The sequence below is a fragment of the Pseudomonas sp. FP1742 genome (assembly GCF_030687145.1).
GTDB lineage: Bacteria > Pseudomonadota > Gammaproteobacteria > Pseudomonadales > Pseudomonadaceae > Aquipseudomonas > Aquipseudomonas frederiksbergensis_D.
Map to the genome: position 1 here is coordinate 6,332,611 of NZ_CP117460.1, position 26,995 is coordinate 6,359,605.

General features: G+C 61.2%; 24 protein-coding genes, 1 other RNA gene and 1 pseudogene. 13 read left to right on the forward strand and 13 right to left on the reverse strand.

Going from position 1 to position 26,995, the window contains the following annotated elements:
* Positions 1-57: 57 nt before the first annotated feature.
* Positions 58-1,842 (forward strand): GspE/PulE family protein, encoded by a 1,785-nt coding sequence (locus PSH64_RS28800; protein WP_305479341.1) that lies wholly within the window; start codon positions 58-60, stop codon positions 1,840-1,842.
* Between the two features lie 82 nt (positions 1,843-1,924).
* Positions 1,925-2,245 carry a DUF2388 domain-containing protein gene (locus tag PSH64_RS28805; RefSeq protein WP_105340724.1) on the forward strand — a complete coding sequence of 107 codons (321 nt, stop codon included), beginning with the start codon at positions 1,925-1,927 and terminating at the stop codon, positions 2,243-2,245.
* 180 nt (positions 2,246-2,425) lie between these two features.
* Here PSH64_RS28805 and gcvP read toward each other — a convergent pair whose 3' ends face one another.
* Positions 2,426-5,299: an aminomethyl-transferring glycine dehydrogenase gene (gene gcvP, locus PSH64_RS28810; RefSeq protein ID WP_305479342.1), complete on the reverse strand. Its 2,874-nt coding sequence runs from the start codon at positions 5,297-5,299 to the stop codon at positions 2,426-2,428.
* 153 nt (positions 5,300-5,452) lie between these two features.
* Between gcvP and PSH64_RS28815 the strand changes: the two genes are divergently transcribed.
* Positions 5,453-6,592: a DegT/DnrJ/EryC1/StrS aminotransferase family protein gene (locus PSH64_RS28815; protein WP_305479343.1), complete on the forward strand. Its 1,140-nt coding sequence runs from the start codon at positions 5,453-5,455 to the stop codon at positions 6,590-6,592.
* 48 nt (positions 6,593-6,640) lie between these two features.
* Here the strand turns inward: PSH64_RS28815 and gcvH are convergent, their stop codons facing one another.
* From gcvH to PSH64_RS28860, 9 genes and pseudogenes are all read right to left on the reverse strand, one after another.
* Complete coding sequence (gene gcvH / locus PSH64_RS28820; protein ID WP_105340722.1) at positions 6,641-7,024, reverse strand: glycine cleavage system protein GcvH; 384 nt, start codon at positions 7,022-7,024, stop codon at positions 6,641-6,643.
* A gap of 50 nt (positions 7,025-7,074) precedes the next feature.
* Positions 7,075-8,157 (reverse strand): glycine cleavage system aminomethyltransferase GcvT, encoded by a 1,083-nt coding sequence (gcvT, locus tag PSH64_RS28825; protein WP_305479344.1) that lies wholly within the window; start codon positions 8,155-8,157, stop codon positions 7,075-7,077.
* 156 nt (positions 8,158-8,313) lie between these two features.
* Complete coding sequence (locus PSH64_RS28830; protein WP_305479345.1) at positions 8,314-9,930, reverse strand: iron ABC transporter permease; 1,617 nt, start codon at positions 9,928-9,930, stop codon at positions 8,314-8,316.
* Positions 9,931-10,109: 179 nt separating this feature from the next.
* Positions 10,110-11,114 carry an extracellular solute-binding protein gene (locus tag PSH64_RS28835; RefSeq protein WP_105340719.1) on the reverse strand — a complete coding sequence of 335 codons (1,005 nt, stop codon included), beginning with the start codon at positions 11,112-11,114 and terminating at the stop codon, positions 10,110-10,112.
* Between the two features lie 222 nt (positions 11,115-11,336).
* Positions 11,337-12,554 carry a 2-octaprenyl-3-methyl-6-methoxy-1,4-benzoquinol hydroxylase gene (locus PSH64_RS28840; protein WP_181150641.1) on the reverse strand — a complete coding sequence of 406 codons (1,218 nt, stop codon included), beginning with the start codon at positions 12,552-12,554 and terminating at the stop codon, positions 11,337-11,339.
* 9 nt (positions 12,555-12,563) lie between these two features.
* Positions 12,564-12,653 (reverse strand): annotated as a pseudogene (locus tag PSH64_RS28845) (tetrameric acyl-CoA thioesterase); the annotation flags it as partial.
* A 16-nt stretch (positions 12,654-12,669) separates the two neighbouring features.
* The gene (gene ubiH, locus PSH64_RS28850; protein ID WP_105340717.1) at positions 12,670-13,857 is read right to left on the reverse strand and encodes a 2-octaprenyl-6-methoxyphenyl hydroxylase; all 1,188 of its coding nucleotides are present in this window, start codon (positions 13,855-13,857) and stop codon (positions 12,670-12,672) included.
* Positions 13,854-15,188 carry a Xaa-Pro aminopeptidase gene (pepP, locus tag PSH64_RS28855; protein ID WP_105340716.1) on the reverse strand — a complete coding sequence of 445 codons (1,335 nt, stop codon included), beginning with the start codon at positions 15,186-15,188 and terminating at the stop codon, positions 13,854-13,856. Before pepP ends, ubiH begins: the two co-directional genes overlap by 4 nt.
* 30 nt (positions 15,189-15,218) lie before the next feature.
* Positions 15,219-15,773 carry a YecA family protein gene (locus PSH64_RS28860; protein WP_105340715.1) on the reverse strand — a complete coding sequence of 185 codons (555 nt, stop codon included), beginning with the start codon at positions 15,771-15,773 and terminating at the stop codon, positions 15,219-15,221.
* A gap of 125 nt (positions 15,774-15,898) precedes the next feature.
* On the opposite strand from PSH64_RS28860, the gene PSH64_RS28865 reads away from it, so the two are divergent.
* The 4 genes from PSH64_RS28865 to PSH64_RS28880 all read left to right on the forward strand — a co-directional run bounded on the left by PSH64_RS28865 (position 15,899) and on the right by PSH64_RS28880 (position 17,324).
* Positions 15,899-16,108 (forward strand): TIGR02449 family protein, encoded by a 210-nt coding sequence (locus PSH64_RS28865; RefSeq protein ID WP_007940359.1) that lies wholly within the window; start codon positions 15,899-15,901, stop codon positions 16,106-16,108.
* Positions 16,105-16,422, forward strand: coding sequence for a cell division protein ZapA (locus tag PSH64_RS28870; RefSeq protein ID WP_105340714.1), 318 nt, complete (start codon positions 16,105-16,107; stop codon positions 16,420-16,422). The genes PSH64_RS28865 and PSH64_RS28870 overlap by 4 nt, the downstream gene beginning before the upstream one ends.
* Before the next feature lie 30 nt (positions 16,423-16,452).
* Positions 16,453-16,631: non-coding RNA, 6S RNA (ssrS, locus tag PSH64_RS28875), on the forward strand.
* Positions 16,632-16,718: 87 nt separating this feature from the next.
* Complete coding sequence (locus PSH64_RS28880; RefSeq protein WP_105340713.1) at positions 16,719-17,324, forward strand: 5-formyltetrahydrofolate cyclo-ligase; 606 nt, start codon at positions 16,719-16,721, stop codon at positions 17,322-17,324.
* A 35-nt stretch (positions 17,325-17,359) separates the two neighbouring features.
* On the opposite strand, the gene PSH64_RS28885 is transcribed toward PSH64_RS28880, so the two are convergent.
* Positions 17,360-17,509, reverse strand: a complete 150-nt coding sequence (locus PSH64_RS28885) for a hypothetical protein (protein ID WP_018927582.1) — start codon at positions 17,507-17,509, stop codon at positions 17,360-17,362.
* 200 nt (positions 17,510-17,709) lie between these two features.
* Between PSH64_RS28885 and PSH64_RS28890 the strand changes: the two genes are divergently transcribed.
* From PSH64_RS28890 to PSH64_RS28905, 4 genes are all read left to right on the forward strand, one after another.
* Positions 17,710-18,159, forward strand: a complete 450-nt coding sequence (locus PSH64_RS28890; RefSeq protein ID WP_105340712.1) for an EVE domain-containing protein — start codon at positions 17,710-17,712, stop codon at positions 18,157-18,159.
* Positions 18,160-18,288: 129 nt separating this feature from the next.
* Positions 18,289-19,254, forward strand: a complete 966-nt coding sequence (locus tag PSH64_RS28895; protein ID WP_105340711.1) for an HlyD family secretion protein — start codon at positions 18,289-18,291, stop codon at positions 19,252-19,254.
* Positions 19,251-21,974: a ribosome-associated ATPase/putative transporter RbbA gene (gene rbbA, locus PSH64_RS28900; protein ID WP_305479346.1), complete on the forward strand. Its 2,724-nt coding sequence runs from the start codon at positions 19,251-19,253 to the stop codon at positions 21,972-21,974. Before PSH64_RS28895 ends, rbbA begins: the two co-directional genes overlap by 4 nt.
* Positions 21,974-23,092, forward strand: a complete 1,119-nt coding sequence (locus PSH64_RS28905; RefSeq protein ID WP_105340709.1) for an ABC transporter permease — start codon at positions 21,974-21,976, stop codon at positions 23,090-23,092. The genes rbbA and PSH64_RS28905 overlap by 1 nt, the downstream gene beginning before the upstream one ends.
* A 60-nt stretch (positions 23,093-23,152) precedes the next feature.
* Here PSH64_RS28905 and PSH64_RS28910 read toward each other — a convergent pair whose 3' ends face one another.
* Entirely contained in the window at positions 23,153-23,560 is a 408-nt protein-coding gene (locus PSH64_RS28910; protein WP_305479347.1) for a flagellar basal body-associated protein FliL, read from the reverse strand.
* 150 nt (positions 23,561-23,710) lie between these two features.
* Here PSH64_RS28910 and PSH64_RS28915 point away from each other — a divergent pair, with 150 nt between their 5' ends.
* Positions 23,711-24,688: an NADPH:quinone oxidoreductase family protein gene (locus PSH64_RS28915; RefSeq protein WP_305479348.1), complete on the forward strand. Its 978-nt coding sequence runs from the start codon at positions 23,711-23,713 to the stop codon at positions 24,686-24,688.
* Between the two features lie 204 nt (positions 24,689-24,892).
* Complete coding sequence (glpT, locus tag PSH64_RS28920) at positions 24,893-26,242, forward strand: glycerol-3-phosphate transporter (protein WP_018927575.1); 1,350 nt, start codon at positions 24,893-24,895, stop codon at positions 26,240-26,242.
* Here the strand turns inward: glpT and PSH64_RS28925 are convergent.
* Positions 26,218-26,886: a gamma-glutamylcyclotransferase gene (locus PSH64_RS28925; protein ID WP_105340705.1), complete on the reverse strand. Its 669-nt coding sequence runs from the start codon at positions 26,884-26,886 to the stop codon at positions 26,218-26,220. The two genes, glpT and PSH64_RS28925, sit on opposite strands and share 25 nt — an antisense overlap.
* Positions 26,887-26,995: the final 109 nt, after the last annotated feature.

Here is a 26,995-nt window from a genome sequence, read left to right on the forward strand (position 1 = left end):
CAACGGTCTGCGGGTGCACAGCTATCCTTTGCGAACGGTTGTTCATAAGGAGCCCGCATGTCCGTTCAACTTGCCACTCAGGACCGCTGGCTGGACCTTAACGATTTGCTGCGTGAACTGGTCGCCCAGGGCTTTATCAGCCAGGATTCGGCCGAGCACGCTATCAACGCCCGCCGCCGTCACGCCACCAACGCTCAGCAGCATCCGCTGGAGTTCATCGCCAGCCAACACCTGGACGACCTCAGCCGTCCTGGCAAACACCTCGATCTGGAAAGCCTGACGCTGTGGCTGTCCCAGCAGGCCGGCCAGCCTTACCTGCGCATCGACCCACTGAAAATCAACGTCGCGGCCATCACGCCGCTGATGTCCTATGCCTTCGCCCAGCGCCACAAGATTCTGGCGGTGTCCATCGACCGCGATGCCGTCACCGTGGCCAGCGCCCAGCCCTTCGTCAGCGGTTGGGAAGCCGACCTGACCCACGTATTGAAGCTGCCGATCAAGCGCGTGGTGGCCAACCCGGTGGACATCCAGCGCTTCAGCGTGGAATTTTTCCGCCTGGCCAAATCGGTCACCGGCGCCACCAACGCCGATCAGCACACAAGCAACCTGGGCAACTTCGAACAGTTGCTCAACCTCGGCGCCAGCGACCAGGAGCCGGACGCCAACGATGCGCACATCGTCAACATCGTCGATTGGCTGTTCCAGTACGCGTTCCAGCAGCGGGCCAGCGATATCCATATCGAGCCCCGGCGCGAGCAAGGCACGGTGCGCTTTCGCATCGACGGTGTGCTGCACAACGTCTATCAATTCCCGCCGCAGGTGACCATGGCCATCGTCAGCCGCCTGAAAAGCCTGGGGCGGATGAACGTCGCGGAAAAACGCAAACCCCAGGACGGCCGGGTGAAAACCAAAACCCCGGACGGCGGCGAAGTCGAGTTGCGGCTGTCGACCTTACCGACGGCATTCGGCGAAAAAATGGTCATGCGGATCTTCGACCCGGAAGTGCTGCTCAAGGACTTCGATCAACTGGGTTTTTCCGCCGATGACTTGCGCCGCTGGCAAGACATGATCCGCCAGCCCAACGGCATCATTCTGGTGACCGGGCCGACCGGTTCGGGCAAGACCACCACGCTGTACACCACCCTCAAGAAACTGGCGACGCCGGAGGTCAACCTCTGCACCATCGAAGACCCGATCGAAATGGTCGAGCCGGCGTTCAATCAGATGCAGGTCCAGCACAACATCGACCTGACTTTTGCCGCGGGCGTGCGCGCGCTGATGCGGCAAGACCCGGACATCATCATGATCGGCGAGATCCGCGACCTCGAAACCGCCGAGATGGCGATTCAGGCGGCACTCACCGGCCACCTGGTGCTGTCGACATTGCACACCAACGATGCGCCGAGCGCCATCAGCCGCCTGCTGGAACTCGGCGTGCCGCATTACCTGATCAAGGCCACGGTGCTCGGGGTCATGGCCCAGCGTCTGGTCCGAACCTTGTGTCCGCATTGCAAGGCACCCTTGACGTTGGGCGAGGACGACTGGCAAACCCTGACTCGCCCCTGGCAAGCGCCACTGCCGAACAATGCCCAGCGTGCCATCGGTTGCCTGGAATGCCGCGAAACCGGCTATCGGGGCCGCGCCGGGGTTTACGAAATCATGCAGCTGACGGACGGCATCAAAGCGCTGATCAACCCCGACACCGATTTGCTGGCGGTCCGCCGTCAGGCGTTCAAGGAAGGCATGCGCAGTTTGCGCTTGTCTGGGGCGCAGAAAGTGGCGGCGGGATTGACCACGATTGAAGAGGTGTTGCGGGTGACGCCGCAGAGTGAGCAGAAGTAGGCGATGCCGACTAACGTCACGGAACTCGATTGGGTTATTGGCAATCAAAGCCCGCAGTTAAAACCCAGTGGAGTCACCTTTTATGCGTCTCAAACTTGCTGTCGCTACTTTCGCCGTGTTGTCCCTTTCAGTCGGTTCGGCGATGGCTGATGACGGCTTTTGGCGTAGCATCCTTACTTCCGGTGCCACCACCGGCTCGTCCTACCTGACCTCCAGGGATCACAAGCTGATCGTCGCCGCCCAGGACGACGCCGGCAGCTTTGTCGCCAGTGACGGCGCTATTCGCGGCCCCTATCTGGAAGCCGCCATGCAGAAAGTCCGCGCTGAAAACCCTGGCCTGCAAGCCACGGACATGGAACTGGCGAACGCCATCCTGGCGAAGAATGCCATCGCCTCGAAATAAGCTTCGCTGCTGAACAAAAAATGCCGCTCTGGATGAGCGGCATTTTTTTGCCTGAAATGCGATCCATTGTGGGAGCGGGCTTGCTCGCGAAAGCGGTATTTCAGCCGACATCGCTGGTGAATGTTGAACCGCTTTCGCGAGCAAGCCCGCTCCCACATCAGATCTTCATCCCTCGTGATTTCAGCGGTACTCGTCCACCGGCACGCACGCGCAAAACAGGTTGCGATCGCCGTAGACATTGTCCACACGGTTTACCACCGGCCAGTACTTATGGGCCTTGGTGTGGGCATCCGGCGTCACCGCCTGCTCGATGCTGTACGGGCGCTCCCAGACGCCGGTGATGTCGGCCAGGGTATGCGGAGAGCGCTTCAGCGGGTTGTCCTCCGCCGGCCAGTTGCCGTTCTGCACCTCGTTGATTTCCGCGCGAATGCTCAGCATCGCATCGATAAAACGATCCAGCTCCGCCTTCGACTCGCTCTCGGTCGGCTCGACCATCAATGTTCCCGGTACCGGGAATGACATGGTCGGCGCATGGAAACCGTAGTCCATCAGCCGTTTGGCCACGTCCTCTTCGCTGATCCCGGTCAGCGTCTTCAGCGGTCGCAGGTCGAGGATGCATTCGTGGGCCACTCGGTCGTTGCGCCCGGAGTAAAGCACCGGAAACGCGCCGGACAAATGCTGCGCCAGGTAATTCGCGGCAAGAATCGCCACTTCACTCGCATCCGCCAGTTGCGGCCCCATCATCGCGATGTACATCCAGCTGATGGGCAGAATGCTCGCACTGCCCCAAGGTGCCGCGCTCACCGCGCTGTTCTCCGGCAACGGGCCGTCGATCGGCACCACCGGGTGATTGGCAACGAATGGCGCCAGGTGCGCCCGCACACCAATCGGTCCCATCCCCGGCCCGCCACCGCCGTGGGGAATGCAGAACGTTTTGTGCAGGTTCATGTGCGACACGTCGGCGCCGATGTCTGCCGGCCGCGCCAATCCGACCTGCGCGTTGAGGTTGGCGCCATCCATGTACACCTGACCGCCGTGGCGGTGGATAACTTCACAGATCTCGCTGATGCCTTCCTCGTAAACCCCATGGGTCGAAGGATAAGTCGCCATCAGGCAGGCGAGTTTATCCCCCGCCTCTATGGCCTTTTCTTTCAGGTCTTCCAGATCGACATTACCCGCCTCGTCGCACTCGACGATCACTACCCGCATCCCGGCCATTTGTGCCGAGGCCGGGTTGGTGCCGTGGGCCGAGGACGGGATCAGGCAAACGTCCCGCGCGCCCTGATGGCGGCTCTCGTGATATTTGCGGATCGCCAGCAACCCGGCGTACTCGCCTTGAGCGCCCGAGTTGGGCTGCATGCAGATCGCATCGAAACCGGTGATCGCGCAGAGCCAGCGTTCCAGCTCCTCGATCATCAACGAATAACCCACCACCTGCTCTTTCGGTACGAACGGGTGCAAGTTGGCGAATTGTGGCCAGGTGATGGGGATCATCTCGCTGGTGGCATTGAGCTTCATGGTGCAGGAGCCCAGCGGGATCATCGATTGATTGAGTGCCAGGTCTTTGTTTTCCAGCTGCTTCAAGTAACGCAGCATTTCGGTTTCGCTGTGATGAGCGTTGAACACCGGGTGATGCAGATAAGGTGTACGGCGCTGCAACCCGGCAGGAATACCGGACAACAGGGCTTCAGCGTCCAGTTCGTCGACATTGAGCCCATGATCGGCCCCTAGAAACACATCGAACAGCTTCGCCACGGTGCCTTCGTCACAGGTTTCATCGAGGCTCAGGCCCAACCGCCCGCGACCGAGAATGCGCAAGTTGATCCGCGCCGCCTGGGCGCTTTCGATGATCGCGGTCTGAGCGCCGCCGACCTCCAGGGTCAGGGTGTCGAAGAAGTGTTGGTTCAGACGCGTAATGCCGTGGCGTTCCAGGCCGGCGGCGAGGATGCAGGTCAGCCGATGGACGCGCAGGGCAATTCGTTTGAGCCCTTCGGGGCCATGGTAGACCGCATAGAAACTGGCGATATTGGCCAGCAACACCTGGGCGGTGCAGATGTTCGAATTGGCCTTCTCCCGGCGAATGTGTTGCTCGCGGGTTTGCAGGGCCATGCGCAGGGCGACATTGCCGCGAGCATCTTTCGACACGCCGATGATCCGCCCCGGAATCGCCCGTTTGTATTCGTCGCGGCTGGCAAAAAACGCCGCGTGCGGGCCGCCGTACCCCATGGGCACGCCGAAACGCTGGGACGAACCGAATACCACGTCGGCACCCAGCTCCCCCGGCGGGGTCAACAACAGCAGGCTCAACAGATCGGTGGCGACGCAGGCCAGGGCTTGCTGGGCATGCAAATGATCGATCAACGGACGCAGATCGCGAATTTCGCCATGGGTATCGGGATATTGCAGCAGCGCACCGAACACCTGGTGCTGTTTCAAGTTATCCACAGCGTCGATGATCAGGTCGAAACCGAACCCTTCTGCCCGTGTCTGCACCACGGAAATCGTCTGGGGGTGGCAATTTTCATCGACGAAAAACAGATTGCTTCTGGACTTGGCGACACGCTTGGCCAGGGCCATGGCCTCGGCTGCCGCCGTGGCTTCATCCAGCAGCGAGGCGTTGGCCAGTTCCAGGCCGGTCAGGTCGATGGTCAGCTGCTGGAAATTCAGCAGCGCTTCGAGCCGGCCTTGGGCAATCTCCGGTTGATAAGGCGTGTAGGCGGTGTACCAACCGGGATTTTCCAGCACGTTGCGCAAGATGACGGCCGGTGTGAGGGTGCCGTGATAACCCATGCCGATCAGGCTGGTCCAGACCTGGTTCTGCTCGGCGTAGCTGCGCAGTTTGGCCAGTGCGGCTTCTTCATCGAGGGCGGGCGGCAGGTCCAGTGGTCGGTTGAGACGGATTCCCGGCGGCACCGTCTGCTCGATCAACTCGACCCGGCTGCCAAGGCCGAGGCTGTCGAGCATCGCCTGCTGCTCGGCGGCATCAGGCCCGAGGTGGCGGCGCAGGAAGGTATTGGGGTCGCGTAACTGGCTCAAGGACGGCAACTGGGACATGACGGGCTCTCTCATGACTGGCGCTCAGCGTCGATGCAACTCGGTCAAACCAGCATAGCAGTCGATACCGGCACGGATGGCGTGGCGCTGTCGGTCATTCCGGATCATCATGCTCGACGCCTACAAACGTTCGCTGATCGGGTATCCACATTTATGAGCCAACTGTCTTTCCTGCCCTTCTCCAAACCCACCATCGATGAAGCCACGATTGCCGCTGTCGGCGATGTGCTGCGCTCGGGCTGGATTACCAGCGGCCCCAAGGTCCAGGCTTTTGAAGCGCAACTCTCGGAATATTTCGGCGGGCGCCCGGTGCGTACGTTCAATTCCGGCACCTGCACCATGGAGATCGCATTGCGAATTGCCGGCGTCGGACCGGGTGATGAAGTGATCACCACGCCGATTTCCTGGGTGGCCACCGCCAACGTGATCCTGGAAGTTGGCGCCACGCCGGTGTTTGCCGACATCGACCCGGTTACCCGCAATATCGACTTGGCGCAGCTTGAAGCAGCGATAACCCCGCGCACCAAAGCCATTATCCCGGTGTTTCTCGCGGGACTGCCCGTGGACATGACGCGCCTTTACGCGATTGCAAAAAAACACGGTTTGCGAGTGGTGGAAGACGCGGCCCAGGCATTGGGTTCGAGCTGGAACGGACAGCGCATCGGTGCGACTGGTGATTTCGTGTCCTTCAGTTTCCAGGCGAACAAGAACGTCACTTGCTCAGAGGGCGGTTGCCTGGTGCTGAACAATGCCGAAGAAGCGCGGCTGGCGGAAAAGTACCGTTTGCAGGGCGTCACCCGCAGCGGTTTCGATGGGCTGGACGTTGATGTGCTGGGCGGCAAGTTCAACATGACCGATGTCGCGGCAGCCATTGGCCTGGGGCAATTTGCGCATATCGAGGCGATCACGGCTCATCGGCGTGAACTGGCGCGGCACTATTTCGCATGTTTCGGTGAGGACTTCGAAGCGCAGTACGGCGCTCAACTACCGCCGGCAGATTTCGAGAACAGTAACTGGCACTTGTTCCAACTGGTGCTCCCGGAACGCCAGGATGGCAAACCGGCACGGGCCACTTTCATGGAACAGATGCAGGCACTGGGGATTGGTATTGGCTATCACTACCCGCCGATCCACCTGCTGAGTCTTTACCGCGAACGCGGGTTCAAGGAAGGCATGTTCCCGGTCGCCGAGCGGGTCGGACGACTGATCGTCTCGCTGCCGATGTTCACGTCCATGGATAAAGCGGATGTCGAGCGTTCGGTGGCTGCGGTGAAAGCCGTCTTGCGGCCTTGATTCGACCTTCGCAGGAGCGGCCAAAGGCAGCTCCTGCGAAGGCGAGCATTACTCGCCGATGGCGGCCTTGTAGGCCATGGGGTCGAGCAGCTTGTCCAGCTCAGAGGTATCGCTTGGCTGAAGTTTGAAGAACCAGCTGTCATAAGGCGCGCTGTTGACCAGTTCCGGGCTGTTGGCCAGCTCTTCGTTGACGGCAATGACTGTGCCGGAGACTGGCGAGTAGATATCCGACGCGGCCTTGACCGACTCGACGACACCCGCTGCCTCTCCGGCAGCGAACACTTTGCCGATTTCCGGCAGCTCGACGAACACTACATCACCCAAGGCTTCCTGAGCATGGTCTGAAATACCCACTTTCACGCCGCCATCATGGTCTAGACGGGCCCATTCGTGACTTTCGGCAAAACGCAGGTCGACAGGGATTTCGCTCATGTTCTGTGTCCTCAAGAAAAATGTCAGCGGTCATTGCCCGCCAGAAAAAGTTAGATCAAGGTTTTGCCGTGACGCACGAAGGTCGGTTTGACCACTCGAACCGGGTACCACTTGCCACGGATTTCCACTTCAGCGCGGTCGGCGGTGGCCACCGGCACCCGCGCCAGTGCAATCGACTTGCTAAGCGTAGGAGAGAAACTACCACTGGTGATCTCCCCTTCGCCAACATCGGCGATGCGAACCACCTGATGCGCTCGCAAGACACCACGTTCCTCAAGGACCAGACCGACCAGTTTGTGCTGCACGCCGGCGGTCTGCTCGGCCTCCAGGGCGGTGCGGCCGATGAACTGGCGCGTGGCCGGTTCCCAGGCAATGCTCCAGGCCATGTTGGAGGCCAACGGTGAAACATCTTGATGGATGTCCTGACCGTACAGGTTCATCCCGGCTTCGACCCGCAAGGTATCGCGCGCCCCGAGGCCGATCGGGGAAATACCCGCGCCCACCAGATCGTTGAAGAAACCCGGCGCCTGATCGGCCGGCAGCACGATTTCCAGACCGTCCTCACCGGTGTAGCCGGTGCGGGCGATGAACCAGTCACCGTCGGTCTGACCTTCGAAATATTTGAGTTGCTGGATCAGCGTAGCGCGGGACTGGGTCACCAGTTCGGCAATCTTGTGCCGGGCGTGAGGGCCTTGAATGGCCAGCATCGCCAACTCGGAACGCTCGTTGAGCTGCACATCGAAGTCGCCGAGATGAGCCTGCATCCAGGCCAGGTCCTGATTGCGGGTGGAGGCGTTGACCACCAGCCGATAGCCGTCATCGAGGCGATAAACGATCATGTCATCGACGATACCACCGTGCTCGTTGAGCATGGCGCTGTACAAGGCACGGCCGGGGCTGTGCAGACGTTCGACGTCATTGGCCAGCAAGTATTGAAGCCAGGCCTTGGCCTGGGGGCCGCCGACATCGATCACGGTCATGTGGGATACATCGAAAACCCCGCAATCTCGGCGCACCTGATGGTGTTCCTCGACCTGCGAGCCGTAATGCAGAGGCATATCCCAACCGCCAAAATCGACCATCTTCGCGCCGAGGGCGAGATGAAGGTCATACAGAGGCGTGCGCTGTCCCATGGGTTTCTCCTTCCGGGCGTGGCGAAGGTGCGGACAGCCGCTGTACGGGGTGAAACGCCTTGAAATAAAGGCCTTCAGCCGATTTCAGCAACCCGGTATCAAAGACGGACCGCACCGAATGCCGCGCATTGTAGCCGCAAGGTGTAGGACTGACACCTAGCCGTTTCGATGTGCCGACCTTCTGATTAATCCGATGACCGGCAACAGCCCGACCAAAACCAGCGTCAGTGCCGGCAACGAGGCCCTGGCCCACTCGCCTTCGCTGGTCATTTCAAAGATCCGCACCGCCAGCGTGTCCCAGCCGAACGGGCGCATCAGCAGGGTTGCGGGCATTTCCTTGAGCACGTCGACGAACACCAGCAACGCCGCACTCAACGTGCCCGGCAGCAGCAACGGCAGATACACTTTGAAAAAAAGTCGTGGCCCACTGACACCAAGGCTACGTGCTGCTTCGGGCAAAGAAGGCCGTATTCGCGCCAGGCTGCTTTCCAGCGGCCCATACGCCACGGCGATGAATCGCACCAGGTAGGCCAGCAACAATGCCGACAGACTGCCCAGCAGCAACGGTTTGCCCGCGCCGCCAAGCCAGCCCGACAGCGGAATCACCAGTTCGCGATCCAGATAACTGAACGCCAGCATGATCGACACCGCCAATACCGATCCCGGCAGTGCGTAGCCGAGGTTGGCCAGGCTGATGCCGGAGCGGATCACCCGGGTCGGTGCCAATCGACGGGCAAACGCCAGCAGCAGCGCGACGCTGACAGTGATCAACGCCGCCATGCCGCCCAGGTACAAGGTGTGCACGATCAGCCCGGCATACCGCTCGTCCAGATCGAAGCGCCCGCGTTGCCAGAACCACACCAGCAGTTGCAGCACGGGAATGACGAAGGCGCAGGCGAACACCAGACCACACCAGCTCATCGCCGCCAGCGCCTTGACCCCGCGCAAGTGATACAGCGCCTTGACCCGCGGCCGTTCGTTGCTCGCCCGGTTGGCGCCGCGGGCACGGCGTTCGCCATATAGCACAACCATCACTACCAACAGCAACAGGCTGGCCAGTTGCGCGGCGGTGGACAGGCTGAAAAAGCCGTACCAGGTCTTGTAGATGGCGGTGGTGAACGTATCGAAGTTGAACACCGACACCGCACCGAAATCCGCCAGGGTTTCCATCAGCGCCAACGCCACCCCCGCGCCGATCGCCGGACGTGCCATGGGCAACGCCACTCGCCAGAACGCCTGCCACGGGGATTGCCCAAGGACTCGCGCCGCTTCCATCAGGCCTTTGCCCTGAGCCAGAAATGCAGTGCGCGCCAACAGGTAAACGTAGGGATAGAAAACCAGCACCAGCACCAGAATCACGCCACCGGTGGAACGCACTCGCGGCAGCCTCAGACCACTGCCGAACCATTCGCGCAGCAGGGTTTGCACCGGGCCGGCGAAATCCAGCAGGCCGACGAAGACGAAGGCCAGCACATAAGCAGGAATCGCAAACGGCAGCATCAACGCCCAGTCCAGCCAACGCCGCCCGGGGAACTCACAGAGGCTGGTCAGCCAGGCCAGGCTGACGCCCAACAGCGTTACGCCGATGCCAACGCCAACGACCAGCGTGAGGGTATTGCCCAGTAGCCGCGGCATCTGCGTGTCCCACAGGTGGGACCAGATCTGCTGATCGATGGTTTGCCAGGAGAGCAGCAGGACGCTCAAGGGCAGCAGGACCAGCGCGGCAATGGCGAAGACCAGGGGATACCAGCGGCGTTGGGCGGGGTGGGCCAAGGAAAGTTCTCGTTTAAATGAGTATGCCCACGCTCTGCGTGGGCACACATCTTGTGATGCTCTGCGTCACGCCTCGACGCAGAGCGTCGTCGGTGGATGCATTCCCACGCAGAGCGTTGGAACGATCAGGCCGGCAGGGACGTCGCCACTTCATTCGGTGGCGCAGTATATCGACAGACTCAGTTCCAGCCGACCCGATCCATCATCCGGATCGCTTCAGCCTGACGCTTGCCGGCGATTTCCACCGGTAAGGTATCAGCCACGAACTTGCCCCAGCTCGCGACTTCAGCTGAAGGCTGAACAGCGGGGTTGGCCGGGAACTCCTGGTTCACGTCAGCAAAAATCTTTTGCGCTTCAGGCGTGGTCATCCACTCCACCAAAGCCTTGGCGGCTTCCGGGTGCGGGGCGTGTTTGGTCAGGCCAATGCCCGACAGGTTGACGTGCACGCCACGGTCGCCCTGATTCGGCCAGAACAGCTTCACCGGCAGGTCCGGCTTCTGTTTGTGCAGGCGGCCGTAGTAGTAAGTGTTGACGATGCCGACGTCGCACTGACCGGCGTTGATCGCCTCGAGTACGGCGATGTCGTCTGAGAATACATCGGTGGACAGGTTGTTGACCCAGCCCTTGAGGATCTTCTCGGTTTTCTCGGCGCCATGGACTTCGATCATGGTGGCGGTCAGGGACTGGTTGTAGACCTTCTTCGCCGTGCGCAGGCACAGGCGGCCTTCCCACTGTTTATCGGCCAGCGCCTCGTAGGTGGTCAGCTCACCGGGTTTCACCCGGTCGGTGGAGTAGGCGATGGTCCGCGCCCGCAGGCTCAGGCCGGTCCAGGCATGGGAGGACGCGCGGTATTGCAGCGGGATGTTGGCGTCGACCACCTTGGACGTGAACGGCTGGAGGATGCCCATCTGCTCGGCCTGCCAGAGGTTGCCGGCATCGACGGTCAGCAGCAGGTCGGCGGTGGCATTTTCGCCCTCGGCCTTGATCCGCTGCATCAGCGGCGCTTCCTTGTCGGTGATGAACTTCACCTGCACCCCGGTTTTCCGGGTGTAGGCGTCGAAGACCGGTTTGATCAGCTCATCGATACGCGAGGAGTAAACCACCACCTCGTCGGCGGCCTGGGCGGCGGTGCTGCCAATCAGGGTCAGGGCCAGTGCGGTCAGTAGACGCTTGGGTGCCAACATGGAAGCGCTCTCTCGAATGGGGAAGTGAGGCTAAATGATAAGGACTCACATTTCGCTTCTCAATCGAACAGTGGGCGGAGGAGTTACCAGATGTTGCACAGCTTTGAAATGTGCGTTGAATGTGCCACCGCCTTCGCGAGCAAGCCCGCTCCCACATTTGGAATGCATTTCAATGTGGGAGCGGGCTTGCTCGCGAAGAGGCCATCAACCGCAGCGAAGATGTCAGGCCTTGGCAAGCGCCGGCAGATCCCCAATCAACCCAAGCGCTTCGCGCACGAACAACGCCTTGGCCTCGGGCATCTGGTCGACCATCTTCAACCCGGTATTACGCAACCAGCGCACCGGCAACGGATCGGCCTGGAACAAACGCTCGAACCCTTCCATCGCCGCCATCAGCGCCAGGTTGTGGGGCATGCGCCGACGCTCGTAGCGACTGAGCACTTTCACATCCGCCAGCCGCTCACCGCGCCCGGCCGCTTGCAGCAGCACTTCGGCCAACACCGCGGCATCGAGGAAACCGAGGTTCACGCCCTGCCCGGCCAGCGGATGGATGGTGTGGGCCGCGTCGCCGATCAGCGCCAGGCCTTCAGCCACATAACGCTTGGCATGACGCTGACGCAGCGGCACGCACAGACGCGGGTCGGCGCTGAGCACGGTGCCGAGGCAGCTTTCAAAGGCCCGCTCCAGCTCCTTGCAGAATCCTTCGTCGTCCAGCGCCATCAGGCGTTCGGCTTCGCTCGGCGTGGTCGACCAGACGATCGAGCACCAATCCTGCTGACCGTCCCGGTCCAACGGCAGGAACGCCAGCGGGCCGTTGTCGGTGAAACGCTGCCACGCGGTCATCTGATGCGATTTGGAACTGCGCACACTGGTGACGATCGCGTGGTGCATGTAATCCCACTCGCGGGTCGCAACCCCGGTCAGGCGCCGCACCGCCGAGTTGGCGCCATCCGCCGCAATCACCAACGGTGCCCGCAGGGTGCGGCCATCGGCCAGGGTCAGCAGCCAGTCGTCACCGGAGCGGCGCATCTGCTCCAGACGCGCATTGGCCAGCATCCCGAGGTCGCAGTCGTGCAGCCGGTCGAGCAAGGCGTCCTGAACCACGCGGTTCTCGACGATATGCCCGAGCACGTCGGCATGCACACTGGTCGCCGAGAAATGGATCTGCCCGGTGCCGCTGCCGTCCCAGACGTGCATGTCGGTGTAGGGACTGCTGCGCCGGCCGGCGATGCCGTCCCAGACGCCCAGGCGTTCGAGTATGCGCTGGCTGGCCGCCGACAAGGCGCTTACCCGAGGCTCGAACGGCGCCTGCCCGTCGAAGGGTTTGACGCTCAGGGGGCTACCGTCCAGCAGCAGCACTTCGAGCCCACTGTTTTGTAGCGCCAGCGCCAGGGCGCTGCCGACCATTCCGGCCCCGACAATCAGCAGATCTGCGCGCATTTCCATGCTTTAAGCCTGTCTCGCTTGCGGCGCGGGCCGCACGTAAAGGAGTTTCTCGACGCACGCCACCAAGGTGCCTGCGCCGTCGTGAATATCGATTGGGTTCGCCAGCCACTCAAACATCGGAACGCGTACCCAGGCCCATGGCCTGCCGGGCAAACCAGCGCTTGGCCGGCGGCAGCAGATCGAGGCCGAGCAGGCCGATGTTGCGACCCAGGGAAACCAGCGGCTGGGTGCTGCCGAACAGCCGGGTGACCTGATCGGAGAAACCCACGGTCAGGCTCTGGTCCAGCCGCTGGCGCTCGCGATAAGCCTGCAAGGTGGCAAAATCGCCGGGGGCTGTCTCGCTGCCCAACAAACTGTCGGCCAACGCCTGGGCATCGCGCAGGGACAGGTTGAACCCTTGCCCGGCAATCGGATGCAGGCTGTGGGCGGCGTTGCCGAGGATCGCCAGATGCGGCCGGACTTGTTCCTCGGACTCGATCAGCGACAACGGATACAAATTCCGCGCGCCAACCTGTTTCAGCGTGCCGAGGCGATAACCGAACACGCCCTGCAACTCGCTGAGAAAGCTGCGCTCATCAAGGGCCGCCAGCCGTTGCGCGTCCATGCCCAGACGGGTCCAGACCAAGGCGCAGCGGTTTTCCGGCAACGGCAGCAAAGCCATCGGGCCGTCATCGGTGAAGCGCTCGAAAGCCATGCCGTTGTGCGCTTCGCTCGGCGTGATGTTGGCGATCAGCGCACTCTGGTTGTACGGGCGTGTTTTGATGCCGATCCCCAATTGTTCACGCAGCCCCGAACGCCCGCCATCGGCCAGCACCGCGAGGTCGCATTCCAGCAGGGTTTCATCGTTGAGGGTCAGGCGATAGCCGTCGGTCAGCGGTTCCATGCCGGTGACTTCCGCCGGGCAGCGCCAACTGATCACATCCTTGTCCAGACCTTGCCAGAGGCATTGGCCGAGCCAGGCGTTTTCCACCACATAACCCAGCGCCGGAACGCCCTCTTCCATCGCCGACAGTCGCGCGGTGGAGAAACGCCCACGGTCGGAGACATGAATCTGCTTGATCGGCTCGGCGCGGCGGGAGATTTCCTGCCACACGCCCAAGCGCTGATAAATCTGCCGGGCCCCGTAGGACAGCGCCGAAGAACGAGCGTCGTAACTCGGTTGATAGCTATCGCCGGGGGCAAAGGGTTCGATCAGCACGATCTTCCAGCCACGGGCCTTGGCCCCGGCCTGCAACGCCAACGCCAGGCTGGCGCCGACCAGGCCACCGCCGATGATTGCCAGATTGACTCGACTCATGCCGCTTGTGTCCGTGCGGCGGCCATCAAGGCCTCGATCTCGGCGACCGTTTTCGGCACGCCGTTCGTCAGGATTTCACAACCGGTTTTGGTGACCACCACGTCGTCCTCGATGCGCACGCCAATGCCGCGCCATTTCTTCGCCACACTCTGGTTGTCCGGAGCAATGTAAATGCCCGGCTCCACTGTCAGCGCCATGCCGACTTCCAGTACGCGCCATTCGCCGCCGACCTTGTACTCGCCGACGTCATGCACATCCATGCCCAGCCAGTGGCCGGCGCGGTGCATATAAAACGCCTTGTAGGCTTCGCTGGCGATCAGTTCATCGACCTCGCCCTGCAACAGGCCCAACTTCACCAGGCCGCCAGTAATTACCCGGACCGTGGCTTCGTGTGCCTGATTCCAGTGTTTGTTCGGTGCGATCTCGGCAAACGCCGCTTCCTGGGACGCCAGCACCAGCTCATAGATCGCCTTCTGCTCCGGTGAATACTTGCCACTGACCGGCCAGGTGCGGGTGATGTCGCTGGCGTAGCAGTCGATCTCGCAACCGGCGTCGATCAGCACCAGGTCGCCATCCTTGAGCACCGCGTCATTCTGCTGGTAGTGCAGGATGCAGCTGTTGCGCCCGGCGGCGACGATCGAACCATAGGCCGGCATCTTCGCCCCGCCCTTGCGGAATTCGTAATCGAGCTCGGCTTCGAGGCTGAACTCATGCAAACCGGCTCGGCTGGCCTGCATCGCCCGAATATGGGCCTGGGCGGAAATCCGCGCGGCTTCGCGCATCACCTTCACTTCTGCCGCCGATTTATACAGGCGCATGTCGTGCAGCAGATGATCCAGGGCAACGAATTCGTTCGGCGGCTGGGCGCCGAGGTGCGCTTTAGAGCGAATCACGTTGATCCAGTCCATCAGGTGCCGATCGAATTCCGGATTGCTGCCCATGGCCGAATACACCCGGTCGCGGCCTTCAATCAGGCCCGGCAGGATGTCGTCGATGTCGGTGATCGGGAACGCGTCATCGGCGCCATAATCGCGGATCGCGCCTTCCTGACCGGCACGCAGGCCGTCCCACAGCTCGCGTTCGGCATTGCGCTCACGGCAAAACAGCACGTATTCGCCATGTTCGCGACCGGGCATCAATACGATGACGGCCTGAGGCTCGGGAAACCCGCTGAGGTACTGGAAGTCGCTGTCCTGACGGTAGACGTGCTCGACATCGCGGTTGCGAATGGCCACCGCAGCGGCAGGCAGGATGGCGATGCTGTTGGGTTCCATCTGCGCCATCAGGGCCTTGCGGCGACGGCTGTATTCCGATTTCGGGATATGAATCATGGGCAGATGGCGTTCCCTGGCACGCGATTATTAATGCAACGACGGTTTGGCAGCCGCTTCGTCGGTTTTTTTGGTTTCGGTGAACAGCAGCAGCGGCGCGACGCGCAGGTATTCCATGACTTCCATGTAGTCGCTTTCACCGTCGTCGGACTCTTCCAGGGCGTCTTGCACCTGGGCGATGGCGGCCAGATCCTGCAGCACTTCGGTGGCTTCGGTGCTCAGGGCATACTCGCGGCGGGTCAGACCGAAGCCGGTAAGGAAGCCCTGGCACCACTGGCCCAGTGCGGCCGCGCGCTCGGTGAGCGGCGCGTCGTCGCTCGGCAGCAGCAGAACAACGGTCATGTCGTCGCTGGTCAGCTCGCCCTTGACCATCTCTTGCAGGCCGATCAAGGCGTTGCGAACGTTGTCTTGCGGCTCGCCTTCGAGCAGCTCGGCGGCGTCTGCCAGCCAGCTGTCGGCATCGAAACCGGCACCGGCGCAACTGCGGCCGAGCAACAAGCCATGCAGTTCGGCAGGCGAGACGGGATGGCCGCTGGTGCTCAGCAGGGTGGCGAAGGCTTGGTACGGAGAATTCTGAATGGGCATGGGTAGCTAGGCGCCAGACGGCGCTATGTCTAGAATGAAGGCCTTGTATCCTACATCGACAGACTCGCCAAGACTATTAAAGGCTGTCCGCCAGCTACCTCCCATCAGACGAACACGTGGACACAATGGAAGACACCGACCTGCAAGCGCTGATGGCCAGACTCGAGTTGCTGATTACTCGAGTCGAGCAACTTAAGAGTCAAAACGCACTCTTACTAGCTCAGGAAAAGACCTGGCGCGAGGAACGCGCGCACCTCATTGAAAAAAATGAAATCGCCCGGCGTAAGGTCGAATCGATGATTTCGCGCCTCAAGGCCCTGGAGCAAGACTCATGAGTTCAAGTAATAGCGTTACTGTGCAGATCCTCGATAAAGAATATTCGATCATCTGCCCCCAGGAAGAGCGCAGCAATCTGATCAGCGCCGCCCGCTACCTGGACGGCAAGATGCGCGAAATCCGCAGCAGCGGCAAAGTCATCGGTGCCGACCGCATTGCCGTGATGGCTGCGCTGAACATCACCCACGATCTTCTGCACAAGGAAGAACGCCCGGATGTGCAGGCCAGCGGCTCGACCCGCGAGCAGGTTCGCGACCTGTTGGACCGCGTCGATCTGGTGCTGTCGACCGATCCGGATGTCACCAAGGGCTGATTCGCGTGACCGCTTGGGGTATACTCGCATCACTCCCTGGGGTGCTTGCCAGTTGACCACGTCCCTGAGCCGATTCGCACTACCCTGGAAGTTGCACGTTGGGCTGGTGTGCATGTCCGCTAGACGGAAAGCCTTAAAGCCTACTGCATCTTCCACCTTGAACTTTCGGGTTCAAGGGCTACGTCGACAGCGGTTCATCCGGGGAGCCTGATTTCAATCCGATGCCGGTTTTCATACCGGCATCGGCGTGTTTACGGGTACGCTTTCGGTACTCGCACTTTCCGAAGCCTGAATCCATGACCGAACCTGCGCTGCTGCCCCGCCCGCAACTTCGACGCATGCTGCGCAAGGCCCGCCGCGCACTGACACCCAGTCAGCAGCGCGAGGCCGCTCGCGGGCTGTATAAACAATTGGCCCGGCACCCGCTGTTCCGCCGCGCAAAACACATCTCCCTGTACCTGCCCACCGACGGTGAAATCGATCCGCGCCTGCTGATGCGTGCCGCGCAACGTCGGGGGAAAGCCACGTACCTGCCGGTACTCAGCGCCTGGCCGCGAACCAAAATGGTGTTCCAGCGGATTCGTCCCGGCGAAAAGCTCAAACCCAACCGCTTCCGTATCCCCGAACCAAGGCACAACATCGCCCGGCAACGCAAGGTCTGGGCGCTGGACCTGGTGTTGCTGCCGTTGGTGGGGTTTGACGATGTCGGCGGACGCCTGGGGATGGGCGGGGGCTTCTACGACCGAAGCCTGGCGTATCTGGCGCGCCGCAAGAACTGGCGCAAGCCGACGCTGCTGGGTCTGGCCCACGAATGTCAGAAGGTTCAACGATTGGCTCAGGCGAGCTGGGATGTACCGTTGCAGGGCACGGTCACTGACAAGGCGTGGTATTTCGCGGGCTAGACGCCACTGATCTCAGCGGCGTCCAGGCGACAGGTTCAGCGCTTGAAGGCCGACGGCTGTTGCTGCGCGATCTCGACGGGAGCATCGGGTTTGTTGTTCCACAGGCTTTGGGCATAGCCGGTGGTCACGACACCAAGGCCGAATAAAATAACCAAAATCCATAGTAAATCCGGTTTGCGTTTCATCGATTGCCCCCCAAAGGCACATCAACACGATGACAGCAGCGGTTTCCGTTGTAGGTGTAGGCCGTGCAGCAGCGTCAAGCTAAGAAGGCCGGCATTTTGCGACAACGTGAACCGACACGCAAACGCTGGCGTCAACCGACTGTCGGTTTGTCATAAAATTGCCCGACCGCTTGCCCATTCACCTCGCAAGGAGCAAAACCATGGCCTATTGGCTGATGAAATCCGAGCCCGACGAACTCTCCATCAAAGACCTGGAGAAGCTTGGCCAAGCGCGCTGGGACGGGGTTCGCAACTACCAGGCACGCAACTTTTTACGGGCCATGGCGGTGGGCGATGAGTTTTTTTTCTATCACTCCAGCTGCCCGGAGCCGGGGATTGCCGGGATCGGAAAGATTGTCGAGGCCGCGTATCCGGACCCGACGGCGCTGGAGCCCGAGAGTCATTACTTCGATCCGAAGGCCACTGCCGAAAAAAACGCCTGGAGCGCGATCGATGTCGCTCACGTCGAGACGTTTTCCAGGGTGCTGAAGCTCGATTATCTGAAACAGCAAACGGCGCTGGCCGAAATGCCACTGGTACAGAAAGGCTCGCGGCTGTCGGTGATGCCGGTGACAGCCGAACAATGGGCAGCGGTGCTTGATTTGCGTTAAATAGTGCACAACCGCCGGTCACGCTGGCTTACCTTGCCAACCGGTCAGGCTTGCCACTCAGTTGACTGACATCAAAGTGCTCAAGCGCTTTGCTGTCAGACTGGGACGCAATAGACGCAGGATGCCGACATGTCGACGCACAGCCGTTCTTCGCTTTTCTTTGTTTTTTTACTCGGGGCTTTGCTACTGGCCGCCGGGGGGTTTGGTTATTGGCGGTCGACCGTTAACCGACTGCCCGAAGGGTTGTATGTGGGCAATGGTCGACTTGAAGCCACAGAAGTGCAGATCGCCAGCAAAACACCCGGTCGATTGGCTGAAGTGCTGGTGGACGAAGGCGACAAGGTAACCCAGGGCCAACTGTTGGCCCGCATGGACACCCGAACCCTCGAAGCCCAGCGCAACCAGGCTGAAGCCGAAGTGATACGTGCCCGGGAAAATCTTTCCGCGGCCCAGGCCAATGTGCAACTGCGCCAGAGCGAACAACTGCTTGCCCAGCAGGAACTCAAACGCTCCCAGGCGTTGTTCAATCGCGGTTTCGCCAGTGGCCAGATCATCGACCAACAGCAGTCACGCTTCGATACCGCCAACGCGGCCGTTACGGCGGCCCGCGCCCAGGTGTCCGCCGTCGGCGCAGCCATTGGCGCGGCACAGGCGCAAGTGGCTCAGTTAACCAGCGAAATCGACGACAGCAGCTTGCGGGCCCCCATCGACGGGATCATTCAGCTTCGCATGGCCGAACCCGGAGAAGTGCTCGGCGCCGGTGGGCGAGTGCTGCTGCTGATTGACCCGAACGATCAATACATGAACCTCTATCTTGCAGCATCCGTCGCCGGACGCCTGGCGGTCGGCGATGAAGCGCGGATCCTGCTGGACGCCCTGCCCGACCAGCCATTGCCGGCAAAAATCAGCTTCGTGGCGGCCAAATCGCAGTTCACCCCCAAAGAAGTCGAGACCCGCGACGAACGTCAGAAACTGGTGTTCCGGGTCAAGCTACGCCTGACCCAGCCCAGCGCCGTGCCCCAGGCCAAACCGGGGATGCCCGGCAACGGCTACGTGCGCACGGCTCCCATTGACTGGCCGGCCAATCTTCAATGACCGGCCTGGCACTGCATGCCACCCGCCTTCAGCACCGCTACGGCGAACGGCATGCGTTGACCGACATCACGTTCAGTCTGCCCACCGGTACCCGGTGCGGATTGATTGGCCCGGATGGCGCCGGTAAATCCAGCCTGCTGGGATTGATCGCCGGCGTGAAGACGCTACAGGAGGGTCAACTGGAAGTGCTTGGTGGCTCGATCCAGGACCGGCGCCACCGCAACAGCCTCTACTCGCGCATCGCGTTCATGCCTCAAGGCCTGGGCGGCAACCTGTACCCCGATTTGTCGATCCGCGAGAACATTCACTTCTTCGCCACACTGTTCGGGCTGTCCGGGGCCGAAAGCAATCAGCGCATGCACAGCCTGCTGCTGGCCACCGATCTACTGCGGTTTGCCGAGCGCCCGGCCGGCAAGCTGTCGGGCGGAATGAAACAAAAGCTCGGCCTCTGTTGCGCACTGATCCATGAACCGGATCTGTTGATCCTCGATGAGCCGACCACGGGCGTCGATCCCTTGTCCCGACGGCATTTCTGGGAGTTGATTGATGACGTTCGGCGCCAACGCCCGCAACTGACGCTACTGGTCGCCACCGCGTACATGGAAGAGGCCGAGCAGTTCGAGCATTGCCTGATGCTTGACGGCGGCAAGCTGATCGCCGCCGGCTTGAGCAGCGACCTGAGGGCGGCAACCCCCAGCGGCAAGCTCGATGAAGCCTTCACCCACTTTCAGGGCGACACCGGCCACGATAACCAACCACTGGTGATCCCTCCCCGAACCAACGCTACGGCCGATATCGCCATCCAGGCCCATGACCTGACCCTGCGTTTCGGCGACTTCACGGCGGTGGACAAGGTCAGCTTCGCCATCGGCCGCGGCGAGATTTTCGGGTTTCTGGGCTCCAACGGCTGCGGCAAAACCACCACCATGAAAGTGCTCACCGGGCTGATCCCGGCCAGCGAAGGCAGTGCCACGCTGCTGGGCAATCCGGTGAACGCCAAGGATCTGGCCACCCGCAAGCGCGTCGGCTTCATGTCTCAGAGTTTCTCGCTCTATGGCGAACTCAGCGTGCGGCAGAACCTGGATTTGCACGCGCGACTGTTCGATCTGCCCAAGGCCGACAGCGCTCAGCGCATCGACGAGCTGATCCAGCGTTTCAACCTGGCCAGCGTCGCCCATCAGCCGTCCGGTGCATTGCCGCTGGGCCTGCGTCAACGGCTATCCCTCGCGGTAGCCGTGCTGCATCGCCCGGAAGTGCTGATCCTCGACGAACCCACCTCCGGCGTCGACCCGGCGGCGCGGGACGATTTCTGGCGACTGCTGATCGAGCTGTCCCGCGAACAGGATGTGACGATCTTCCTGTCCACCCATTTCATGAACGAAGCCCAGCGCTGCGACCGCATCTCATTGATGCACGCAGGCAAGGTTCTGGCCTGTGACACACCGGCAGCACTGCAACAGCAATTCAATGGCCAGACACTTGAGGCCGCATTCGTCACCTGTCTGGAACAGGCTCAGAGCCCGGTCGCAACAGCAGCGCCACCAGCACCCGGCGACACAACGCTCGCACCCGCCACATCGATGAAAGACCGCCGCTTCAGTTTTGGGCGGCTGCGGGCTCTGGCGAGTCGTGAAGGCAAGGAATTGCTGCGCGACAGAGTACGCCTGGCCTTCGCGCTGCTCGGGGCGATGCTCATGATGGTGATTTTCGGCTACGGCATTTCCCTGGACGTGGAGAAACTCGCCTTCGCGGTTTACGACCAGGACCAGACCCCACAGAGCCGGGCTTATCTGGAGGCCTTCCGCGGCTCCCGCTACTTCGATGAGCAGCCCCCCATTAGCGATGCCGCGCAGTTGCATCGACGATTGCAACGCTCGGAAATCAAACTGGCGCTGGAGGTTCCCTCCGGATTCGGCCGAGATCTGTTCGCCGGCCGCCAACCCGCCGTGGCGGCCTGGCTCGATGGCGGCATGCCGTTTCGCGCCGAAACCAGCCGTAATTATGTGGAAGCGGTACACCAGGCCAACCTGGAGCAATTGGCGGATCAGTCCAGCCCCGCGCCGACCCGGCAAGCGCCCGCCAGACTGGAAACCCGTTTCCGCTACAACCAGGACGTCGTCAGCGTCAATGCGATCGGCCCCGGGGTGATGGCGCTGATCCTGGCGTTTATCCCGGCCATGCTGACTGCACTGGGCATCGTGCGGGAGAAAGAACTGGGCTCGATCACCAACTTCTACGCCACACCGCTGACCCGCCTGGAATTCCTGTTAGGTAAACAGGTGCCGTATCTGGCCGTCAGTCTGATCAATCTCGCCGTGCTGACGGCCATGAACCGCTGGCTGTTCGGCGTGCCTTTCAAGGGCAGTGCACTGACCCTGGCCTTCGGCGGATTGCTCTACGTGCTGGCGACCACCAGCATGGGTCTGTTGATTTCGGCGTTCACCCGAACCCAGATCGCCGCCATTCTCGGCACGATGATCATCACCAGTCTGCCGACCATCCAGTTTTCCGGTTTGATCGTGCCACGGTCATCCCTTGATGGCGCCGCCGCGGTCATGGGGATGCTGTTTCCGGCGGGCTATTTTCTCGATATCGCTGTCGGCACCTTTACCAAGGCCCTGGATATCCGGCAGTTGTGGCCGCAATGCCTGGCGCTGTTCGGGTTCTTTCTCGGGTTCACCGGGCTCAGCCTGGCCATGCTGAAAAAGCAGGAAGTCTGATGCATAAGCTTGCGCACATCCTGCGTCTTGGCCTCAAGGAACTCACAAGCCTGCGACACGACAGTGTGTTGCTGCTGTTCCTGTTCTACGCCTTTACAGTGGCGATCTACATGCCGGCGGCGGGTTCAGTGATCGGCGTGCACAACGCCAGCGTGGCCATGGTCGATGAAGATCACAGCCCGATGTCACGCCAACTGGCCCAGGTCCTGCGGCCACCGGAATTCCAGCCGCCGGTGCCGCTGCCTTATGGGCAACTGGACGAGGTGCTGGACAGCGGGCGGTACACCTTCGTGATCAATGTTCCAGCCAATTTTCAGGCCGATATGCTGGCCGGTCGCCAGCCGGCAGTGCAGGTCAACGTTGACGCCACCGCCATGAGCCAGGCGTTCATGGGGGCAGGCTATATCGGGCGGATTTTCCAGCGCGAGCTGCTGACCTACAGCGGCCAGGGCGATGCGGCGAGCCAGACACCCGTGCTGCTGACGACACGAGCATTGTTCAACACCAATCTGGAGGGTGGCTGGTTCCTGGCGGTGATTCAGATCGTCAACAACATCACCATCCTCGCCATCATCCTGACCGGCACGGCGCTGCTGCGTGAACGCGAACACGGCACCCTCGACCATTTGCTGGTGCTGCCACTGACGGCGCTGGAAATCATGCTGGCGAAAGTCTGGAGCAACATGCTGGTGGTGGTTCTGTGCACCTGGGTATCGCTGGAAGTGATTGTCAAAGGCGCCCTCGGCGTGCCGCTGGCCGGTTCCCTGAGTTTTTTCTTGCTGGTAACGGCGGTTTATCTGTTCGCCAGCACGGCGCTGGGGATCTTCCTCGCGACCCTCGCCCGCTCGACACCGCAGTTCGGCTTGCTGGCGATTCCGGTGATTATCCCGATGTTGCTGCTTTCCGGGGGCAGTACGCCCCTCGACAGCATGCCGCAATGGCTGCAATGGGTGATGCAGGGCTCGCCATCGACGCACTTCGTCAGCCTCAGCGCCGCGATACTGTTTCGCGACGCCGGCATCGGCGTGGTCTGGCCGGACTTGCTGGCATTAAGCGCCATCGGCCTGCTGTTCTTCACCATTGCGCTGATGCGGTTTCGCAAGAGCCTGGCGTCCTGAAGGGCCGAGTCACCCTTCGCGGGCAAGCCCGCGAAGGGGCCGCCCCAGACAACAAAAGTCTTACTGGATAATGAGATTGTTGAACAACAGATCCTCAACCACCGGTTTGCCAGTCTCGTCGTTCATCACTTGCTGAGTCTGCTTCAAGGCTTCCTGACGCAGCTTTTCCTTGGCTTCGACGTTGTTCATGGTTTCAGTGGTCTGCTGCGCAAACAATGCCACCAGCTGATTGCGGATCAACGGCTCATTGGCCTTCACCGCCTTGGTCGCCTCGTCACCGGTCACCCGTAGCGCCACATCGGCCTTGTAGACCTTGAGCTTCGGCGTGCCATCCAACCCATAGTTGCCCACGAACGGCGGGCTCAGGGTGATGTAGTTGACCTTCGGGGCTTCACCTTCTTTGGCTTCTTCGGCCATCGCTGCCACAGGCAGAGACAGGGCCAGCATCAACACGATCCACGCTTTCACAATTCGCTCCTTATCCGGTTTGCGGCCTAGCATAACGACCCGCCGCTCAAGCACAAGCTTATGGCTGACTATCAGGGCCGGGCATGCTCGTTGACCCGTTAACTCACACACCTACACTTATCGGCCATCACTCCCAAAGGAATAGCCCTGATGAAAGCCGTGCTGTGCAAAGCCTTCGGCCCTGCCGAATCGCTGGTGCTGGAAGACGTCGCCAGTCCTGTCGCGAAGAAGAACGAAATCCTGCTGGACGTGCACGCAGCCGGGGTGAATTTCCCGGACACGCTGATCATCGAGGGCAAATACCAGTTCAAACCGCCCTTCCCGTTTTCACCGGGTGGCGAAGCGGCTGGCGTGGTCAGCGCGGTGGGGGAAAAGGTCAGCCACCTCAAGGTCGGTGACCGGGTCATGGCCCTGACTGGCTGGGGCAGTTTCGCCGAGCAGGTCGCGGTGCCGGGCTACAACGTGCTGCCGATCCCGCCATCGATGGACTTCAACACTGCCGCCGCTTTCAGCATGACCTACGGCACTTCGATGCACGCCCTCAAGCAACGGGGCAACCTGCAACCCGGCGAAACATTGCTGGTGCTCGGCGCGTCCGGCGGCGTCGGCCTCGCCGCCGTGGAAATCGGCAAAGCCATGGGCGCCCAGGTGATCGCCGCCGCCAGCAGCGCGGAAAAACTCGCGGTGGCAAAGGCCGCCGGCGCCGATGAGCTGATCAACTACAGCGAAACCAGTCTCAAGGACGAAATCAAACGCCTGACCGACGGCCAAGGCGCCGACGTGATCTACGACCCGGTGGGCGGCGACCTGTTCGACCAGGCCATCCGCGCCATCGCCTGGAACGGCCGCCTGCTGGTGGTCGGCTTCGCCAGCGGACGCATCCCCGAGCTGCCAGTGAACCTGGCGCTGCTCAAAGGTGCCGCGGTGGTCGGTGTGTTCTGGGGCTCCTTCGCCCAACGCCAGCCACAGGACAACGCGGCGAACTTCCAGCAGTTGTTTGACTGGTTCGCCGAGGGCAAGTTGAAACCGTTGGTGTCGCAGGTGTATCCGCTGAGTAATGCGGCGCAGGCGATCAATGATCTTGGCCAGCGCAAGGCGGTCGGGAAGGTTGTCGTACAGGTTCGCTGATTGTTTTCCAGCCAGGTCGCAGCCCTGCGACCTGGCTCCGTCATCCCCACACCGACCCTCATTTACACCTGAGCGACATGTTCATAAAGGAACATGCAATCTCCAACATTTCCGCTGTTTTGCCGATGCGAACCGGTGCTATTTTCGGTAACGAAACTGTAACATTCGCATCCGCAGTCAAAACAAGAAATCTGGAGCTCTTGAATGTTTGCTTTCTTTCGTCCTGCCGCACATCAGGCTCCATTGCCTGAAGAAAAAATAGACAGCACCTACCGACGCCTTCGCTGGCAGATCTTCGCCGGGATTTTCATTGGCTATGCCGGTTACTACCTGCTGCGCAAGAACTTTACCCTGGCGTTCCCGGACCTGATCGCCCAAGGCTATACAAAAGGCCAGCTGGGTGTGGCGATGTCGGCGATTGCAATCGCCTATGGCCTGTCCAAGTTTCTGATGGGCATCGTGTCCGACCGCTCCAACCCGCGTTACTTCCTGCCCTTTGGCCTGGTGGTGTCCGCCGCGGTGATGTTCGTTTTCGGTTTCGCACCCTGGGCGACGTCCAGCGTGACCATGATGTTCATCCTGCTGTTCATCAACGGCTGGGCGCAAGGCATGGGCTGGCCGCCGAGCGGGCGAACCATGGTGCATTGGTGGTCGCAGAAAGAGCGTGGCGGTGTGGTTTCGGTCTGGAACACCGCACATAACGTTGGCGGTGGCTTGATCGGCCCGCTGGCGATTCTTGGCATGGGCTGGTTCAACGACTGGCACAGCAAGTTCTACGTGCCGGCGGCCGTGGCACTGTTGGTTGCCGTATTCGCCTTCATCGTGATGCGCGATACACCGCAATCGACGGGCCTGCCGCCGATCGAGAAGTACAAGAATGATTACCCGGAAGGCTACGACGCCAGTCACGAAGAGGAATTCAGCGCCAAGGACATCTTCGTCAAATACGTGCTGCGCAACAAAATGCTCTGGTTCATCGCACTGGCTAACGTCTTCGTCTACCTGCTGCGCTACGGCATTCTGGACTGGGCGCCGACCTACCTCAAAGAGGTCAAGCACTTCGACTTCGACAAGACGTCGTGGGCTTACTTCCTGTACGAGTGGGCGGGCATTCCCGGCACCCTGCTGTGCGGCTGGATGTCGGACAAGATCTTCCGTGGCAACCGTGGCCTGACCGGCATGGTGTTCATGGCGTTGGTGACCGTTGCGACGATCGTGTATTGGCTGAATCCGCCGGGCAATCCGATGATCGACATGATCTCGCTGTTCGCCATCGGCTTCCTGATCTACGGCCCGGTGATGCTGGTCGGCCTGCAGGCGCTGGAACTGGTGCCGAAGAAGGCCGCGGGTACGGCGGCAGGCTTTACCGGCCTGTTCGGTTACTTGGGTGGTTCCGTCGCGGCCAGTGCCATGATGGGCTACACAGTGGACTATTTCGGCTGGAATGGCGGCTTCATTCTGTTGGTCGTTGCCTGCCTGCTGGCGATGGCGTTCCTGGCACCCACCCTGGGCCACAAAAACGTCGCCAGTCAGGGCCGCGAAGCGCTCGCCTGATCTGCCTTTGATTTACAGCGCTTGAGCCGCGCCTCCAGATTCCGGTCTGGCATGGCGTGGCTACGCAGGGCGTGGGCGGTCTGCTCGACATACTCGCGAGTGGTGCCGTAACGCCCGCAAGCGCTTTCGAACACCTGGCTCAGCACATGGTCCGGCAAGTTGCCGGCATAGCTGGGCAGGTGCCGCTCCAACACGAATCCCAATGCCTGAACCTGGTTTCCGTCTTCAAGACGGCAGTTGAGCCAGTGTGGGCGATAAGATGGAAATGGCATTTCACGCTGCCACAACGCATAAAGCGAAGCCTCGAGTTGCTCTTCGGGCAAGCGATAGGCGAACCCGCTGCACGAGCCGCCGCGGTCCAGGCCAAACACCAGCCCGGGCACTTCCGGCGTACCGCGATGTTCGTGGGACCACAGGTACAAACCGCGATGGTAGCCATGCACGCGACCACGCACGCGCTCAACCGCAGGACATTCAGGGCGCCAGATCAGTGAACCGTAAGCGAACAGCCAGACCGGCCCGCCCTTGTGGCGCGCCATGGTCGATTGCATCGAGCTGAGCAATTGTTCGTGTGTAAGCTGCGGCCCCAGATCGAGCCGCGGAGGGTAAGCCAGATTCAAAAAAGCAGATTCAATGGCGCTCATGGCGAATAGCGTTCAGCTCCCCGCGAGTAAAGAATTACTTAATAGAACGCACCGCTGAAACAATAAGGCACATAAGGTTCGAGGCAATTTCAGTGCCATGGCACTGCTT